Origin of the sequence: Novosphingobium sp. PhB55, from assembly GCF_004368805.1 — a bacterium.
Classification (GTDB): Bacteria; Pseudomonadota; Alphaproteobacteria; order Sphingomonadales; family Sphingomonadaceae; genus Novosphingobium.
Map to the genome: position 1 here is coordinate 159,658 of NZ_SODQ01000003.1, position 14,668 is coordinate 174,325.

At 65.9% G+C, this 14,668-nt stretch carries 13 protein-coding genes; 9 read left to right on the top strand and 4 right to left on the bottom strand.

The genetic code is table 11. From position 1 onward, the window contains the following. The first annotated feature begins 2 nt into the window (after nt 1-2). The 7 genes from EDF57_RS08195 to tatC all read left to right on the top strand — a co-directional run bounded on the left by EDF57_RS08195 (nt 3) and on the right by tatC (nt 5,263). Entirely contained in the window at nt 3-902 is a 900-nt protein-coding gene (locus EDF57_RS08195) for an SPOR domain-containing protein (RefSeq protein ID WP_134093854.1), read from the top strand. A 206-nt stretch (nt 903-1,108) separates the two neighbouring features. After that, complete coding sequence (gene nagZ / locus EDF57_RS08200; protein WP_134093855.1) at nt 1,109-2,119, top strand: beta-N-acetylhexosaminidase; 1,011 nt, start codon at nt 1,109-1,111, stop codon at nt 2,117-2,119. A 2-nt stretch (nt 2,120-2,121) separates the two neighbouring features. Continuing rightward, nucleotides 2,122-2,934, top strand: coding sequence for a ScpA family protein (locus EDF57_RS08205; protein WP_132268151.1), 813 nt, complete (start codon nt 2,122-2,124; stop codon nt 2,932-2,934). After that, nucleotides 2,934-3,584, top strand: a complete 651-nt coding sequence (scpB, locus tag EDF57_RS08210; RefSeq protein ID WP_134093856.1) for an SMC-Scp complex subunit ScpB — start codon at nt 2,934-2,936, stop codon at nt 3,582-3,584. The genes EDF57_RS08205 and scpB overlap by 1 nt, the downstream gene beginning before the upstream one ends. A gap of 107 nt (nt 3,585-3,691) precedes the next feature. Further along, a complete protein-coding gene (locus EDF57_RS08215; protein WP_132268154.1) occupies nt 3,692-3,943 on the top strand; it encodes a twin-arginine translocase TatA/TatE family subunit in 252 nt (83 codons plus the stop codon). A 24-nt stretch (nt 3,944-3,967) separates the two neighbouring features. Beyond that, nucleotides 3,968-4,429 (top strand): Sec-independent protein translocase protein TatB, encoded by a 462-nt coding sequence (gene tatB / locus EDF57_RS08220; RefSeq protein WP_134093857.1) that lies wholly within the window; start codon nt 3,968-3,970, stop codon nt 4,427-4,429. A 12-nt stretch (nt 4,430-4,441) separates the two neighbouring features. Next, nucleotides 4,442-5,263 carry a twin-arginine translocase subunit TatC gene (gene tatC, locus EDF57_RS08225; RefSeq protein ID WP_132268158.1) on the top strand — a complete coding sequence of 274 codons (822 nt, stop codon included), beginning with the start codon at nt 4,442-4,444 and terminating at the stop codon, nt 5,261-5,263. A gap of 187 nt (nt 5,264-5,450) precedes the next feature. On the opposite strand, the gene EDF57_RS08230 is transcribed toward tatC, so the two are convergent. Beyond that, complete coding sequence (locus EDF57_RS08230; RefSeq protein ID WP_243840991.1) at nt 5,451-7,121, bottom strand: amidohydrolase; 1,671 nt, start codon at nt 7,119-7,121, stop codon at nt 5,451-5,453. Nucleotides 7,122-7,168: 47 nt separating this feature from the next. After that, a complete protein-coding gene (locus EDF57_RS08235; RefSeq protein ID WP_132268160.1) occupies nt 7,169-8,065 on the bottom strand; it encodes an NAD(P)-dependent oxidoreductase in 897 nt (298 codons plus the stop codon). A 210-nt stretch (nt 8,066-8,275) separates the two neighbouring features. On the opposite strand from EDF57_RS08235, the gene EDF57_RS08240 reads away from it, so the two are divergent. Then, entirely contained in the window at nt 8,276-9,529 is a 1,254-nt protein-coding gene (locus EDF57_RS08240; RefSeq protein WP_134093858.1) for a threonine ammonia-lyase, read from the top strand. Nucleotides 9,530-9,983: 454 nt separating this feature from the next. Continuing rightward, entirely contained in the window at nt 9,984-10,823 is an 840-nt protein-coding gene (locus EDF57_RS08245) for an arginyltransferase (RefSeq protein WP_132268164.1), read from the top strand. A gap of 65 nt (nt 10,824-10,888) precedes the next feature. On the opposite strand, the gene EDF57_RS08250 is transcribed toward EDF57_RS08245, so the two are convergent. After that, nucleotides 10,889-11,485 carry a lysozyme gene (locus tag EDF57_RS08250; RefSeq protein ID WP_134093859.1) on the bottom strand — a complete coding sequence of 199 codons (597 nt, stop codon included), beginning with the start codon at nt 11,483-11,485 and terminating at the stop codon, nt 10,889-10,891. A 130-nt stretch (nt 11,486-11,615) separates the two neighbouring features. Continuing rightward, nucleotides 11,616-14,183, bottom strand: a complete 2,568-nt coding sequence (gyrB, locus tag EDF57_RS08255) for a DNA topoisomerase (ATP-hydrolyzing) subunit B (protein ID WP_134093860.1) — start codon at nt 14,181-14,183, stop codon at nt 11,616-11,618. Between the last annotated feature and the right edge of the window lie 485 nt (nt 14,184-14,668).

Here is a 14,668-nt window from a genome sequence, read left to right on the forward strand (position 1 = left end):
TCATGGCGAACTGGGGCCAGAATCGGGACGAAGGCAATCGGGACGAAGGCGATCGGGGTGTCGACCAGGGCGGTGAAAGCCGTCGGGGGACCTTCCATGACGACCTGAACGCGGGCCGTTCCGCAGGAGCCCCGGCTTTCGAGGATGCCGCTCATTCGAATTCGGGCCAGCCTGAGGCCGAATCCGGCAAGCTGGAACTCGGCGACGACGACGTGCGCCTGCCCTGGCTGGAAGGCGAGGACGAGGAGTTCGAGGACCAGCAGGGCGGTGCCTCGGGGCAGACTTTGCTGCTCGTCGTCCTTGCCGTCATCGCCATACTGGTCATCGTCGGCGGGATTTGGTGGGCCACGCGCCAGAAGTCGGAACAGCCGCTTGTCGCCAGCGGCGGCGTGATCGAGGCCCCGAAGGAGCCTTACAAGACGCGGCCGGAAAATCCGGGCGGAGACGTCGTGGCGGGCACCGGAGACACCAGCTATGCGGTTGCCGAAGGGCAGAGCCGCCTGCCGCAGATCGGACGGGGCGAAGCGCCGGGTCCGGGCTTCGGCGGCCAGTCCGCCGTTCCGGCCGCCCCGCCTGCGCCTTCCGGCAAGCCTGCTGCCGGGCCCAGCGCGCCCGCCAGTGCCGCTAGTGCCGCCAGTGCCCCGGGCAAACCGGAACCGGTCGTCAGCGGCGTCGGCGTGCAAGTGGGCGCCTATACCTCGAAGCCGACCGCCGAGGCAGGCTGGAACGCGCTCAAGGTGCAGTATCCGGGACTTTCCGGGGTGAACCACCGCATCGTCGAGGGGCAGGCCGATATCGGCAAGGTCTATCGCCTCCAGGCCGTCCCTGGAGACCTTGCTGCGGCGCGCGCGCTCTGCAGCGGGATGCGTTCCGCCGGATTGAGCTGCCAGGTGAAGCAGTAACGGACCGGCGCGGCCAGGAGATGCCGGCCCGGGCTTTTCTCGGACTGGCATCAGGGACGAATCGGAACTTCGGCAGGCCCTTTGGGCCGCGCCGAAGTTTCGTTCTTTCCGCATGACGTGACCGCGCCGCCCGCGCCCTTGCTTTCCACATCTGCAAACCGGGGCTTCCTTGCGAAAGCCGCGAAATTCTGCGACCAAGCGCGATTATGACACCCGCCATCTTCGGCCTTTCCGGGCTGACTCTCAGTGCCGACGAGCGCGCGTTCTTTCGCGATGCCGACCCTGCCGGCTACATCCTGTTCGGCCGCAATGTGCAGGACCGCGAACAGGTGCGGGCACTCACCGAGGATCTGCGCGCCATCCACGGCCGCGACCGGCTCTACATCACCATCGACCAGGAAGGCGGCCGTGTCGCGCGGATGAAGCCGCCCGTCTGGGGCGCCTATCCGCCGGGCGAGGCGTTCGACAGGCTCTATGATCTCGCGCCCGCCAGCGCCATCGAGGCGGCGCGCGACAATGCCGAGGCTCTCGGCCTCGACCTTGCCGAAGTGGGCCTGACGGCCGACTGCCATCCCCCGCTCGACGTGCGCCACCCCGGCGCGCACGACATCGTCGGCGACCGTTCCTTCGGCGCGGACCCGATGCGCGTGGCCGCGCTGGGCCGCGCGACGCTGCAGGGGCTGGCGCGCGCCGGCATCGTCGGCTGCGTCAAGCATATCCCCGGCCACGGCCGCGCCCTGGCGGACAGTCACAAGGAACTGCCCACGGTGGAGGTTGGCGAAGAGGAACTGGAGCGTGACATCGAGCCGTTCCGAACGCTTCGCGATGCCCCTTTCGGCATGACCGCCCATGTCCGCTACACCGCCTGGGACGCGGAGAATCCGGCCACGCTCTCACCCTTCGTGATCCGCGAGATCATCCGCGAGCGCATCGGTTTCACGGGGCTGCTGATGAGCGACGACCTCGACATGCAGGCGCTCTCGGGCAGCGTGCCCGAACTTGCGGCGCAGGCGATCGCGGCGGGCTGCGACCTGGCGCTCAACTGCTGGGCGAAGATGGACGACATGACCGGCATCGCCGCGCGGTTGCCGTGCATGCCGCCCGAGACCGCGGAAAAGCTGGCGCGGGCACTGGCGTCGGTGGAGGGCATCGCCGCAACCGGCACTCATGCCGAGCTGATCGCCCGGCGCGACGCCCTGCTGGCGCTGGCGGCCTGACGATGAACGCGCCTGCCGAGCTTCCTTTCGGCCTGCCCGGCGCCGATGCAGGCTGGGACGGCGAGGACCGGGCCGAGGCCCGCAAGGAAGCGCTCTATCTGGAAATCGATGGCTGGGAAGGCCCGCTCGACCTCCTGCTGGACCTCGCGCGGCGGCAGAAGGTAGACCTTCGGCGGATTTCCATCCTGGAGCTGGTCGCGGCCTATCTCGATTATATCGAGCAGGCCGAGGCGCTGCGTCTCGAACTCGCGGCGGACTACCTGGTGATGGCGGCCTGGCTCGCCTACCTGAAGTCCGCGCTGCTGCTGCCGAAGGACGAGCAGGCCGACCCCAGCCCCGAAGAACTCGCCTTGCGCCTGCAACTGCGCCTGCAGCGCCTTGGTGCCATGCGTGAGGCCGCGGCGCGGCTGATGGGCCGAAACCGGCTGGGCCGCGACGTGTTCCTGCGCGGCGCGCCAGAGGGCCTGCGGGTCGAGCGCAAGTCGGCCTGGCAGTGCTCGTGGTACGATCTCGTGCGCGCTTATGGGGACGTGAAAGTCCGCAGCCAGCCGGTGGTCCACATGGTCCGCGAACGCATGGTCATGACGCTCGACAGCGCCATCGCCCGGGTCTCCTCGATGCTCGGCGTCTCGCTGGACTGGATGGACTTGCGCGATTTCCTGCCGCCCGCCAGCGACACCTGGGCCAATCCGCAATTGCGCCGCTCCGCCCTGGCATCCAGCTTCGTCGCCGCGCTGGAACTGGCGCGCACCGGCCGGGCCGAGATCGCGCAGGAGCAGACTTTCGGGCCGCTTCGCCTCAAGGCATGCAAATAATGACCGAACCGACCGACGACCTCGTCCGCGCCGTGGAGGCGACGCTTTTCGCTGCCGAGCAGCCGATGACGGTCGAGCAGATCTCGAACCACCTCGGACAGGCCGACGTGCGCCCGGCGCTTGCCGAGCTGGAGCGGCATTATCGCGCGCGCGGGGTGCTGCTGGTGGAGCGCGGCAAGCGCTGGCACTTCGAGACGGCGCCCGACCTTGCGCATCTGCTGCGCCGCGAGAAGGAGGACTTGCGCCGCCTCTCGCGCGCGGCCACCGAAGTCCTGGCGATCGTTGCGTATCACGAGCCGGTCAGCCGCGCCGAGATCGAGGCGATCCGCGGGGTGCAGACCGCCAAGGGCACGCTCGACGTGCTGATGGAGGCGGGCTGGGTGCGTGTAGCGGGCCGCCGCGAAGTGCCCGGGCGCCCGGTGATCTACGCCACCACGCCCGATTTCCTGGCGCATTTCGGGCTCGGCTCCCTGAAGGAATTGCCGGGACTGGAAGAACTTCGCGCGGCCGGCCTGCTCGATCCTGTGGATGACGACATGATCCAGACCGGCCTGCGCCCCGGCAAGGTTCCCGGCGAAGACGAGGAAACGGCCGAGGACCCGGCGGAAGACCTCGACGAGCGCGACCTTTTCGGAGAAGATGACGGTTAGGCTACCGGCGCCGGTCAGAATAATGACAGGCTGGCAACTTGGCGGGAAAGTGCCTAGATGGGCTCTATGCGGTCGGAATCGATCGCACGGTTTTTGGAGTTGAGGTTATGGGTAGCTTCTCGATCTGGCACTGGATGATCGTCCTGGTGATCGTGCTCGTGCTGTTCGGACGCGGCCGCGTGTCGGAAATCATGGGTGACTTCGGCAAGGGCATCAAGAGCTTCAAGCAGGGCATGAACGAGGAGGAGAACAAGTCCACTCCCGCGCCCGCCCCGCAGATCACCGCCCAGCAGGGCGATGCCCCGGTAGCCCCCTCGGTCACTCCGGCCAAGGCCGAGAACAAGACCGAGCAGTCCTAAGCGCCTGACGGACCCGCGCGCGCTATGTTCGACGTAGGTGCTTCCGAACTGTTGATGATCGTCATCGTGGCGGTCGTCGTCATCGGTCCCAAGGACATGCCGATGGCGATGCGCACGGCTGGGCGATGGATCGGCAAGATGCGCAAGATCTCCGGTCATTTCCGCTCGGGCATCGACGCCATGGTGCGCGAAGCCGAGCTGGAGGAGATGGAGCGCAAATGGCGGGAGCAGAACGAGGCCATCATGAAGGCCAATCCCGTTCTGCCGGACATGAACCAGATGCAGGCCCCCACCGGCACGTCTCCCTCGATCCCGCAGCTGGCCGAAGACGCGCCGGTCGCGGGCGGAGAGGCGGGCGCTGAAACGGTGCAGGCGACCGGCAATGCCACGGCCCAAAGTCCCGGCAAGCCGGATAACGCGGGCAAGCCCGAGGCAGCCGCTCCCGGCGGGCAGGCCGAATTCCACCTCCCCCCGCCGCCCCCCTGATAGAAGCGCGCCATGCAGCCATTCCGCATATCCGATATCGACGATTCGCAGGCCCCGCTGCTCGAACACCTTGTCGAGCTGCGCGCCCGCCTGCTTCGGGCCTTCCTGGCCTTTGCGGTGGCATTTGGCATCTGTTTCTACTTCTCGGGCGACATCTTTTCGTTTCTGGTCCGCCCGCTGACCGAGGCTTTCCCGCCCGGCCAGGGCCGGTTGATCTATACCAAGCTCTATGAAGCCTTCTTCGTGGAAGTGAAGATCGCGCTGTTCGCGGCGTTCTTCGTCAGCTTCCCGGTGATCGCCAACCAGATCTGGGCTTTCGTGGCGCCGGGCCTCTACGCCAAGGAAAAGAAGGCGTTCCTGCCGTTCCTGGTGGCGACGCCGATCCTCTTCACCATGGGCGCGGCCCTGGCCTACTACGTCGTCATGCCTACGGCGTTCCACTTCTTCCTCGGTTTCGAGGGTCAGAAGGGCGGGCTCAAGCTGGAAGCTCTGCCCGGCACCGGCGACTATCTTGCGCTGGTCATGCAGTTCATCCTGGCTTTCGGCATCAGCTTCCTGCTGCCGGTGCTGCTGATGCTGCTCAACCGTGCCGGCATCATCACCCGCGCGCAGTGCGTTGGCGCGCGTCGCTATGCCATCGTCGGCATCTTCATCATCGCTGCCGTCGCCACCCCGCCCGACGTCGTTTCGCAGCTCCTTCTCGCCGTGCCGCTTCTGGCGCTCTACGAAGGTACGCTGGTGTTCATGTGGTTCACCGAGAAGCGCGACGCGCGCGACAAGGCTGCGGAGGACGATGTTCCTGCCCCGGTCGAAGGCAGCACGCCCGCCGTCTGAGCGGGCGGGCGCTTCGGGCGCCCTGACATCTGGGATACCGCTCCGGCTTCGCGGCTGATTGGGCGTCGTTCCGCGCCAAAGTCGCGATCAGGCTGTGAGATGGCCTTGGGTTTGCCAAGGGACGAGCCGGCCCGCGCCGATCTCGCCCTCCGAACCTCCAGCTCTCAAACCTCCGGCGGCCGACTTCTCAGCGGCCGGGTGTGTCCTTGGCCGGAATCACCCGGTCCTTTGCCGCGGACCAGGCCATCTGGCCGCCGATCCAGGTCTCCATGACCTTGGTGGCGCGCAGTTGTTCCGGCGTTGCCAGCATGGGATCGGCATCCACGAAGAGGAAGTCCGCCCGGTAGCCCTTGGCGATCCGCCCGAGACGGTCTTCCGCGAACATCGCATAGGCGGCGCCCGTGGTGTAGGCATTGAGCGCGAGTTCGCGGCTCACGGCCTCCTGCGGCTGCCATCCGTTGAACGGCTGGCCGTCCGCACCCTGGCGGGAGATGGCGACCGCAAGGCCGACGAAAGGCTGGGACGGTTCGACGGGAGTGTCCGACCCGAAGGCGAGCGTCGCGCCGGTGGCCGCGATCGACTTCCAGGCATAGGCCCCGGCCAGACGCGCCGGGCCCAGCCGCGCTTCGGCCATGGTGCGGTCCGACGCTTCGTGCTGCGGCTGCATCGAGGCGATCGTGCCGAACTTTCCGAAGCGGGGGATGTCTGCCGGATCCACGATCTGCGCATGCTCGACGCGCCAGCGCCGATCGCCCTTGTAAGTGGCCGAAAGGTCCGCGATCGAGGCGAGCACGGTGGCATTCGCCTGATCGCCGATGGCGTGGACGGCGACCTGGAAATTATCCATGGCCGCGCGGCTCATCAGGTTGCCCAGCTGCGTCTCGTTCATGCGCGGCAGGCCCTTGCTCTCCGGCGCATCGGCGTAAGGCGCCTTGAGCCAGGCGCCGCGCGATCCCAGCGCGCCGTCGAGATAGAGCTTCACGCCGTTCATCTTGAGATGATCGTCATAGAGCCACGGCGTAGGGCGAGGGCCACCGATCAGCGCCATGTTGTCCACGCCGTCGGCATACGTGACGATGCGGATACGCAGGCGGCTGGCGTCGGCGGCGCGGCGCATGGCCTGCCAGTCGTCTATCGAGGTGCCCATGTCGGCAATAGCGGTGACGCCTTGCGCCAGCAGCGCGAGCTGCGCTTCGCCGAGCGCGGTGTCGCGATCTTCCGGACGGGGCCTGGGCATTTTCGATTCGATCAGCGCCATGGCGCCGTCCACGAAGACGCCGGCGGGCTGCTTGCCGCCGCTCAGGCGCAGAATCTCGCCGCCTTGCGGCACGGCGGTGGCGGCAGTGACCCCGGCGGCGGAGATGGCGGCCGAATTCGCCCAGCCGGCATGGCCGTCGACGCGGACCAGCCAGGCGGGCTTGCCGCCTGTCGCCCGGTCCAGTTCGGCGGCGGTGGGCATGCGGTCGAGCCCCCACTGCGCCTGGTTCCAGCCGCTGCCCAGGATCCAGGGCGCGTCGGGATGGGCGGCGGCCCAGGCGGTGATGCGCGCGAGGGCCTCGTCAAGCGACTTGGCCATCGTCAGGTCCAGCGTCATCTTCGCAAAGCCGGTGGCCATGACATGCCCATGCGCGTCGATCATGCCGGGCACGACGTGGCGACCCTTGCCGTCCACCTGGTAGTCGACCTTCTTCGGGCGCTTGTCCCCATGGCGATAGACTTCGGCGATCCGGCCGTCCCGGTCGATCAGGAAGCCTTCGAAGCGTTCGACGCCGCCCTTGCCGTCACCCGTCACGCCCTCGACATTGTCGACCAGCACATCGGCCAGAGCGGCGGGCGCCAGCGCGGGACCTGCCGCGATGGCGGTGGAAGCAAGCAGCAGCGCCAGGGCTGCGCCGGTTCTGGAATTCACTTGATACCCTTCTTGGGGAGGCGCTTGATGATGGCGCTGGTGTCGAGGCGGCCGCCGCCTTGAGCCTGGATGTCCGCGAAGAACTGGTCGATCAGTGCGGCCACGGGCAGCGAGACGCCAAGGCCGCGCCCTTCGTCCAGGCTGAGGCCCAGATCCTTGCGCATCCAGTCGATCGCGAAGCCGAAGTCGAACTTGTCCTCGTTCATCGTCTGCCAGCGGTTGTCCATCTGCCAGGACTGGGCAGCGCCGCCCGAGATCGCTTCGTAGACTTTGTCCATGTCGAGGTGCGAGGCCTGGGCGAAGCGCACCGCTTCCGCCAGCGCGGCAACATTGCCGGCGATGCAGATCTGGTTGGCCATCTTGGCGATCTGGCCGGAGCCGGCCTTGCCGACATGGACGATGCGGGTGGAATAGGCCTCCATCACCGGATGAGCCGCCTCTATCGCCTCATCGCGGCCGCCGCACATCAGTGTGAGCGTGCCTTTCTCGGCACCGATCTGCGATCCCGTCATCGGCGCATCGACGCAGTGGATGCGAAGGTCCCGCGCCTCGACCGAAATCTGGCGGGCGATACGGGCGGAAACGGTGGTGTGGTCGATGAAGACGCCGCCCTTCTTCAGCATGCGGAACACGCCGTTGGGGCCGAGCACGACTTCGGAAAGATCGTCGTCATTGCCGACGCAGGTGATGACCACATCGGCATCTTGCGCGGCGTGGGCCGGGTTGGCGGCGATGCGATGGGCAAGGCCGGGGTTGTCCTGCGACCATTTGTGTGCCCGCTCGGGAGAGCGGTTGAAGATGGTGAGTTCGTGACCGGCCAGGGCGATATGCCGCGCGATTGCGCCGCCCATGACACCCAGGCCGATGAAGGAAACCTTGCGTTTTTCGCTCATGGCAAGCGTTCTAGCGCTTTTTGCACGAAAGCAAACCGCAAGCGGCAGGGAAATCTGTTCGTTCCGGCGCAGTCTTCGGGCAGCGCGGCGGGGGAAGGCTTCGGCGGCAAAGGGATTTTGGACAACAATATTACAGCGTCCATCGAAAGCGAGAATTTTTCCTATCGCGCGGCTTTCCATTCGGCACGCTTTCCTTTACCCGCGGCCACCATGGAACAGCCATTGCTCAAGATCGCTGCGGAGCCCGAAGTGGCCACGCTGACTGCCGAAGACATTCGTGCGGCCGCGGAGCGCATTATGGGCAAGATCGTCCGCACGCCGACGCTCTATTCCACGACGCTCAGCGCGATCACGGGCGCCGAGATCTGGCTCAAGTTCGAAAACCTCCAGTTCACTGCCGCCTACAAGGAACGCGGCGCTCTCAATGCCCTTCTCCTCCTGGATGAGGCGCGCAAGTCGCGCGGCGTGATCGCCGCTTCGGCCGGCAACCATGCGCAGGGCCTGTCGTATCACGGCACCCGGCTCGGCGTGCCCGTCACCATCGTCATGCCGCGCACGACGCCGACCGTGAAAGTCATGCAGACGGAGAGCGTGGGCGGCAAGGTCGTGCTGGAAGGCGAAAGCTTCGACGAGGCCTATGCTCATGCCCGCAAGCTGGAAACGGAACTGGGCCTGACCTTCATCCACCCCTTCGACCATCCGCACGTCGCGGCGGGGCAGGGCACCGTGGCGCTGGAGATGCTGGAGGACGTGCCGGACCTGGACACGCTTGTCCTGCCGATCGGCGGCGGCGGGCTGGCCACCGGCATGTGCACGGCAGCGCGGGCGATCAACCCGGACATCCGCCTCGTCGGCGTGGAAGCGCAGCTCTATCCCTCGATGTACAACCTGCTGAAGGGCACCAGCCTGCCCATCGGCGGGGATACGCTGGCAGAGGGTATCGCCGTATTCTCGCCGGGGCAGTTCACGTCCTCGGTCCTGCGCGACTTGCTGGACGAGTTCCTGCTCGTCAGCGAATCGGGCATCGAAAGCGCGCTCGCGCTGCTGCTGCAGATCGAAAAGACCCTTGTCGAGGGCGCGGGCGCCACCGGCCTGGCCGCGGTCATGGCGAATCGCGAGCTGTTCGCGGGCCGCAAGGTCGGCATCGTGCTTTCGGGCGGCAATATCGACACGCGTCTGCTGGCTAACGTGCTCTTGCGCGATCTCGCCCGTTCCGGCCGCCTTGCCCGCCTGCGCATCGGCCTGCAGGACCGCGCCGGCGCGCTGTTCAAGGTCGCCAAGGTGTTCCACGAGCACAACGTGAACATCATCGAAGTCTTCCACCAGCGCATCTTCACGCACTTGCCGGCCAAGGGCCTGGTCACCGAGATCGAGTGCGAGGCGCGCGACAAGGACCAACTCGATGCCCTCGTGGCCGCGCTGCGGCGCGAAGGCTACGAAGTGAAGCAGGTCGAAACCGAATAGACCGTACTCTGCCGCCGGGGCGACTCGGCAGGAATGCAGATCGGCAGGGACGCGGACCGGCAGCGGGCGGGCGGTTTCGACCGGCCTTCCGCTCGGGCCGGATTCGGGGGCCGATTCGGGTCTGCACCGCAAGGCTTCCCGTTCCTCTATAAGGGAATAAGGCGCGGCCTTGCGTGCAGGGCTGAAAGGAGTAGGGGGCACACGCCTGAATCGCCGCAGGTCAGGCGTTAACGGCGCGCGTCAAATCTGCTAACCTTCATCCGGAAGAAAGAACCAATCCGGGACAACCGGACGAAATCGCCACCCAGTTGGTCCCGATTCCGATACGGGTCGGGCTCCTTTCGTGGTTAAAACGCTTTCAACCGGCGCAAGCCCTATGCATATTCAAGGCTAACACGGAAACTTCGCCGGCGTCGCGGTGGGCTTCCAGCAGGCTAGAGGATAAGTTTCGTCCGTGACGGCACCCGTTCGTTTTCCCCGGTTCTTCGTGACCAGCCCGGCGCCATGCCCCTATCTGCCGGGTCGCAGCGAGCGGAAGGTCTTTACCGAACTCAAGGGGCCGCACGCCGATTCCCTCAACGATGCGCTGGGCCGCATCGGGTTCCGGCGCAGCCAGACCGTGGCCTATCGCCCCTCCTGCCTGGATTGCAATGCATGCGTCTCGGTGCGTGTCGTGGCAGAGGAATTCGCGCCCTCCGGCACGCAGAAGCGTTTGGTCAAGCGCAATGCAGACCTTGTCGCCACCGTGTGCCGCCCCTGGTCCACCAGCGAGCAGTTCGATCTGCTTCAGCGCTATCTCGCCGTCCGCCATCCGGAAGGCGGGATGACGGCGATGGATGAAGTCGATTTCGCGGACATGGTGGAGCATACCCCGGTCACCAGCTACGTGATCGAATATCGCGAGCCCTCGGATGACGGCGTCACACCCGGCCGCCTGGTCGGCGCCTGCCTGACGGACCGCCAGTGCGACGGTCTTTCGATGATCTACAGCTTCTACGATCCGCATCACGAAGGACGTCAGGGGCTGGGCACTTACATCATCCTCGACCACATCCAGCGCGCGACGGAGATGGGGCTGGCCTATGTCTACCTGGGCTACTGGGTCGAAGGCGCGCCGCGGATGCAGTACAAGGTCCGCTTCCGTCCCATGGAGAAACTGGGCCGCGCGGGCTGGGAGCGTATCGCGCCGGTGGAGCACGATCGCCTGATCGCCGCCGCCGTCGCCAATCCCCGCAGCCGCGACGCCGTGAACGAAGGCGCGCGCAAGGACGGCGTGCCCTCCATCACACGGTAAGCTGCCGGTTTCGTACATCGCGCCAGCCGAATTGACGGCCGGCGCCGGGGCCGGCCGTCTTCCCGTCACGGCGTCAGATAGAGCGCCGCTTCTTCGGCGCGCCGCCGCTTCAGGCCTTCCAGCACTTTGCCGTCATTGTAGATCCATTTCCCGAACTGCACCGCCGCTTCGGCAAAGCGGCCCTCGCGGTGCAGCTTCGTCAGCGTGGCATCGGCGATGGCGCCGGTGTTGTAGTGAAAGGACGTCAGGGCATCGAACTGATGCGGCGAAGTTGCCGCATCGCCGATGGCGGCGACGACCTCCTGGACGTATCGGGTGATTTCGCGGTCGAAGCGGGCATCGCACTGGGCCTGGGTCCAGACCGTCTCCGGCCCGATGTCCGCGCCGGTGGAGCCCCAGCCGATCGTCCAGGGCCTGCCGTCCTGGCTGCCGGGATCGGGATAGGCTTCGAACAGGCCGTCGGCGCGGCGTTTGGCGCAGCCTTCCCAGTTTTGGATCAGGGTTCGACCGGCAGACCCGAGCGTGTGGCCGGCCGGCAGGGACTCGCTGTCCTGGACCAGCGCATTGTCGATGGCGCGATCGAGCGCGGCGACTTCGCCGGAGGTGAATCCGCGCCCGAGCAGAAGGCGCACTTCGTCGAAAATCGGCTTGCGATGAAACATCGGCCTCTCCTTGTTTGAGGGAAAGGCCGATCAAGTAAGGCGGATGCAGGGCTGTAGGAAAACGGTTTCTTTTTGCGAGAACCGTTTCCCTACCCGATGCCCCTGATTTCAGGCCCGTTTTTCGGCCCGCTCAAACGTCGAGGTTGGCAACGTTCAGCGCGTTTTCCTGAATGAAGTCGCGGCGCGGTTCCACCACGTCGCCCATCAGGCGGGTGAAGATTTCGTCGGTGACGTCGGCGTCCTCGACCTTCACCTGGAGCAGGGCGCGGTTTTCCGGATCCAGCGTGGTTTCCCAAAGCTGATCGGCGTTCATCTCGCCAAGGCCCTTGTAGCGCTGGATGGACAGACCCTTGCGGCCGGTGGCCAGCACGGCGTCGAGCAGCTGCGAAGGACGGCTGATCGTATCGCCGCCTGCGACCGGGCGAGTCGCGGGTGCGTCCTCCTCGCCTTCGACGGCTTCCACTTCCACCGTCTCGGTGCCCGCGCGCACCAGGCGCGCGGTGGCCGCGTAGACTTCGGCATTTTCAGCGGCGATGCGGGCGAGCTTGCGGGCTTCGGCACTGGCGATGAAGCCGGCCTCGATCTTGTGATGATCGGTGACGCCGCGCCAGAGACGCTCGATCTCCAGGTTGCCGGCTTCGGTGAGGCGCGCGGTCCAGCGCGCTTCCGGGTCGCCGCGATCGAGCCAGCCGGCGGCACGGCTCAATGCGGCGGTGCGATCGGCCGCCGAAAGATCGGGTGCGAGCGCACCGGCGATCGCCAGGGCCTCGATGATGACCGGATCGAAGCGGCGGGGAACGAAGGCCATGATGTTGCGCATGCGGATCGCATGTTCGACCAGGGCTTCGAGGTCCGAACCCATGCGCGCGCCGCCACTGCTTTCCAGCACGCGGCCGGCCAGCCCGGCTTCGACCAGATAGCGGTCGAGCGCGGCGTTGTCCTTCAGGTAGACTTCGCTGCGGCCCTTGGCGACCTTGTAGAGCGGCGGCTGGGCGATGAAGAGGTGACCGGCGCGGATGATGTCCGGCATCTGGCGGTGGAAGAACGTCAGCAGCAGGGTACGGATATGCGCGCCGTCGACGTCGGCGTCGGTCATGATGACGATCTTGTGGTAGCGCAGCTTTTCCAGGTTGAAGTCGTCGCGGATGCCCGTGCCCATGGCCTGGATCAGCGTGCCGACTTCCTTCGAGGAAATTATGCGGTCGAACCGTGCGCGCTCGACGTTGAGGATCTTGCCCTTCAGCGGCAGGATCGCTTGGATCTTGCGATCGCGCCCCTGCTTCGCGGAGCCGCCTGCGGAGTCACCCTCGACCAGGAACAGTTCGCACTTGCTGGGATCGCGCTCCTGGCAGTCGGCCAGCTTGCCCGGCAGGGAGGCGATGTCCATCGCGCCCTTGCGCCGGGTCAGTTCGCGGGCGCGCTTGGCGGCTTCGCGCGCGGCGGCGGCGTCTACCACCTTCTGGATGATCGTCTTGGCGTGGCCTGGGTTTTCCTCCAGCCATTCGCTCATCTTGTCTGCCATGAGCGCTTCGAGCGGCTGGCGCACTTCCGAGCTGACCAGCTTGTCCTTGGTCTGCGACGAGAACTTGGGATCGGGCAGCTTGACCGAAACGATCGCGGTCAGGCCCTCGCGCATATCCTCGCCCGATAGCGAGACCTTTTCCTTCTTGAGCAGGCCCGAACGCTCTGCGTAGCCGTTGAGCGTGCGCGTCAGTGCGGCGCGGAACGCGGCAAGGTGCGTGCCGCCGTCACGCTGCGGGATGTTGTTGGTGAAGCAGAGCACGTTCTCGTAGTAGGAATCGTTCCATTCCAGAGCGACTTCCATGCCGATGCCGTCCTTGTCCGCGCCGATGGCGATCGGTTCGGGCATCAGCGCCTGCTTGTTGCGATCGAGATACTTCACGAAAGCGCCGATGCCGCCCTCGTAATAGAGGTCGTGCTCGATCGCTTCCTCATGGCGGTTGTCGCGCAGCTTGATGCGCACGCCGGAATTGAGGAAGGCCAGCTCGCGGTAGCGGTGCTCCAGCTTGTCGAAATCGAATTCGGTGACGTTCTTGAACGTGTCGGTCGAGGCCAGGAAGGTCACGCGCGTGCCCTTCTTGAAGCCGTTGTCGTCCGGATTGTCGCTGACCTTGGGGGCTACGCCGCGCACTTCCAGCGGGGCCACGGCGTCGCCATGGGCGAACTTCATCCAGTGTTCCTGGCCCTCGCGCCAGATCGTGAGTTCCAGCCATTCGGACAGGGCGTTGACCACCGAGACGCCGACGCCGTGCAGGCCGCCGGAGACCTTGTAGGCGTTGTCGTCCGAGGTGTTCTCGAATTTACCGCCCGCGTGAAGCTGGGTCATGATGACTTCGGCGGCCGAGACGCCTTCCTCGGCATGGATGCCGGTGGGAATGCCGCGGCCGTTATCTTCCACCGAAACCGATCCGTCGGCGTTGAGTTCGATCAGCACGAGGTCGCAATGACCTGCCAGTGCCTCGTCGATGGCATTGTCCGAAACTTCGAAGACCATGTGGTGCAGGCCCGAGCCATCGTCGGTATCGCCGATGTACATGCCCGGACGCTTGCGGACCGCGTCGAGTCCCTTGAGGACCTTGATCGAATCCGCGCCGTAGCTGTTCTGGTTCTTGCCGCTGTCGGAAACGTTGGCATCGGCGGCTGCGGTCGCGGGCGTGTTATCTTCGGTGCTTGCCATGGCGAGCATATAGGGTTTGACGGGCGCAAACCCAAGCAAAACCGGGTCCGCCTCGGGGCTTTTCCACAAGAGACGGAGCCGCTTGCGCCGCTCCGCCGCCAGACAGCGCCGAGTTGCGAAAAGTTGCACCCCGCTCACGAGAGAGGGAAGGCGCCCCTGCCGGGCAGGCAACAAAAAAGGCGGCCACGCGGGCCGCCCTTCTGTCTTGTCGGAAATGCCGGCCTCAGATGAGGGTGACGGCAAATGCCAGAGCGCTCACACCCAGCGCTGCAGCGAAACCGAACGTCTTTTCGACGATGGTCATGGAATTGCTCCTGCAAACTTCTTGTTCTGTTTTTTGTCGCATGCATGGCGCTTCTCGTCGTCATGCTGCAGGTGCGAGATAGGCGCTCTTGGAATTTTCACAACGTCGAAAGAAACAATATTGCTTGCATGTTTTGCAATTGCGTGCGGCGGCGTGCTGACGGGTCAAAATGGCGCGGGGG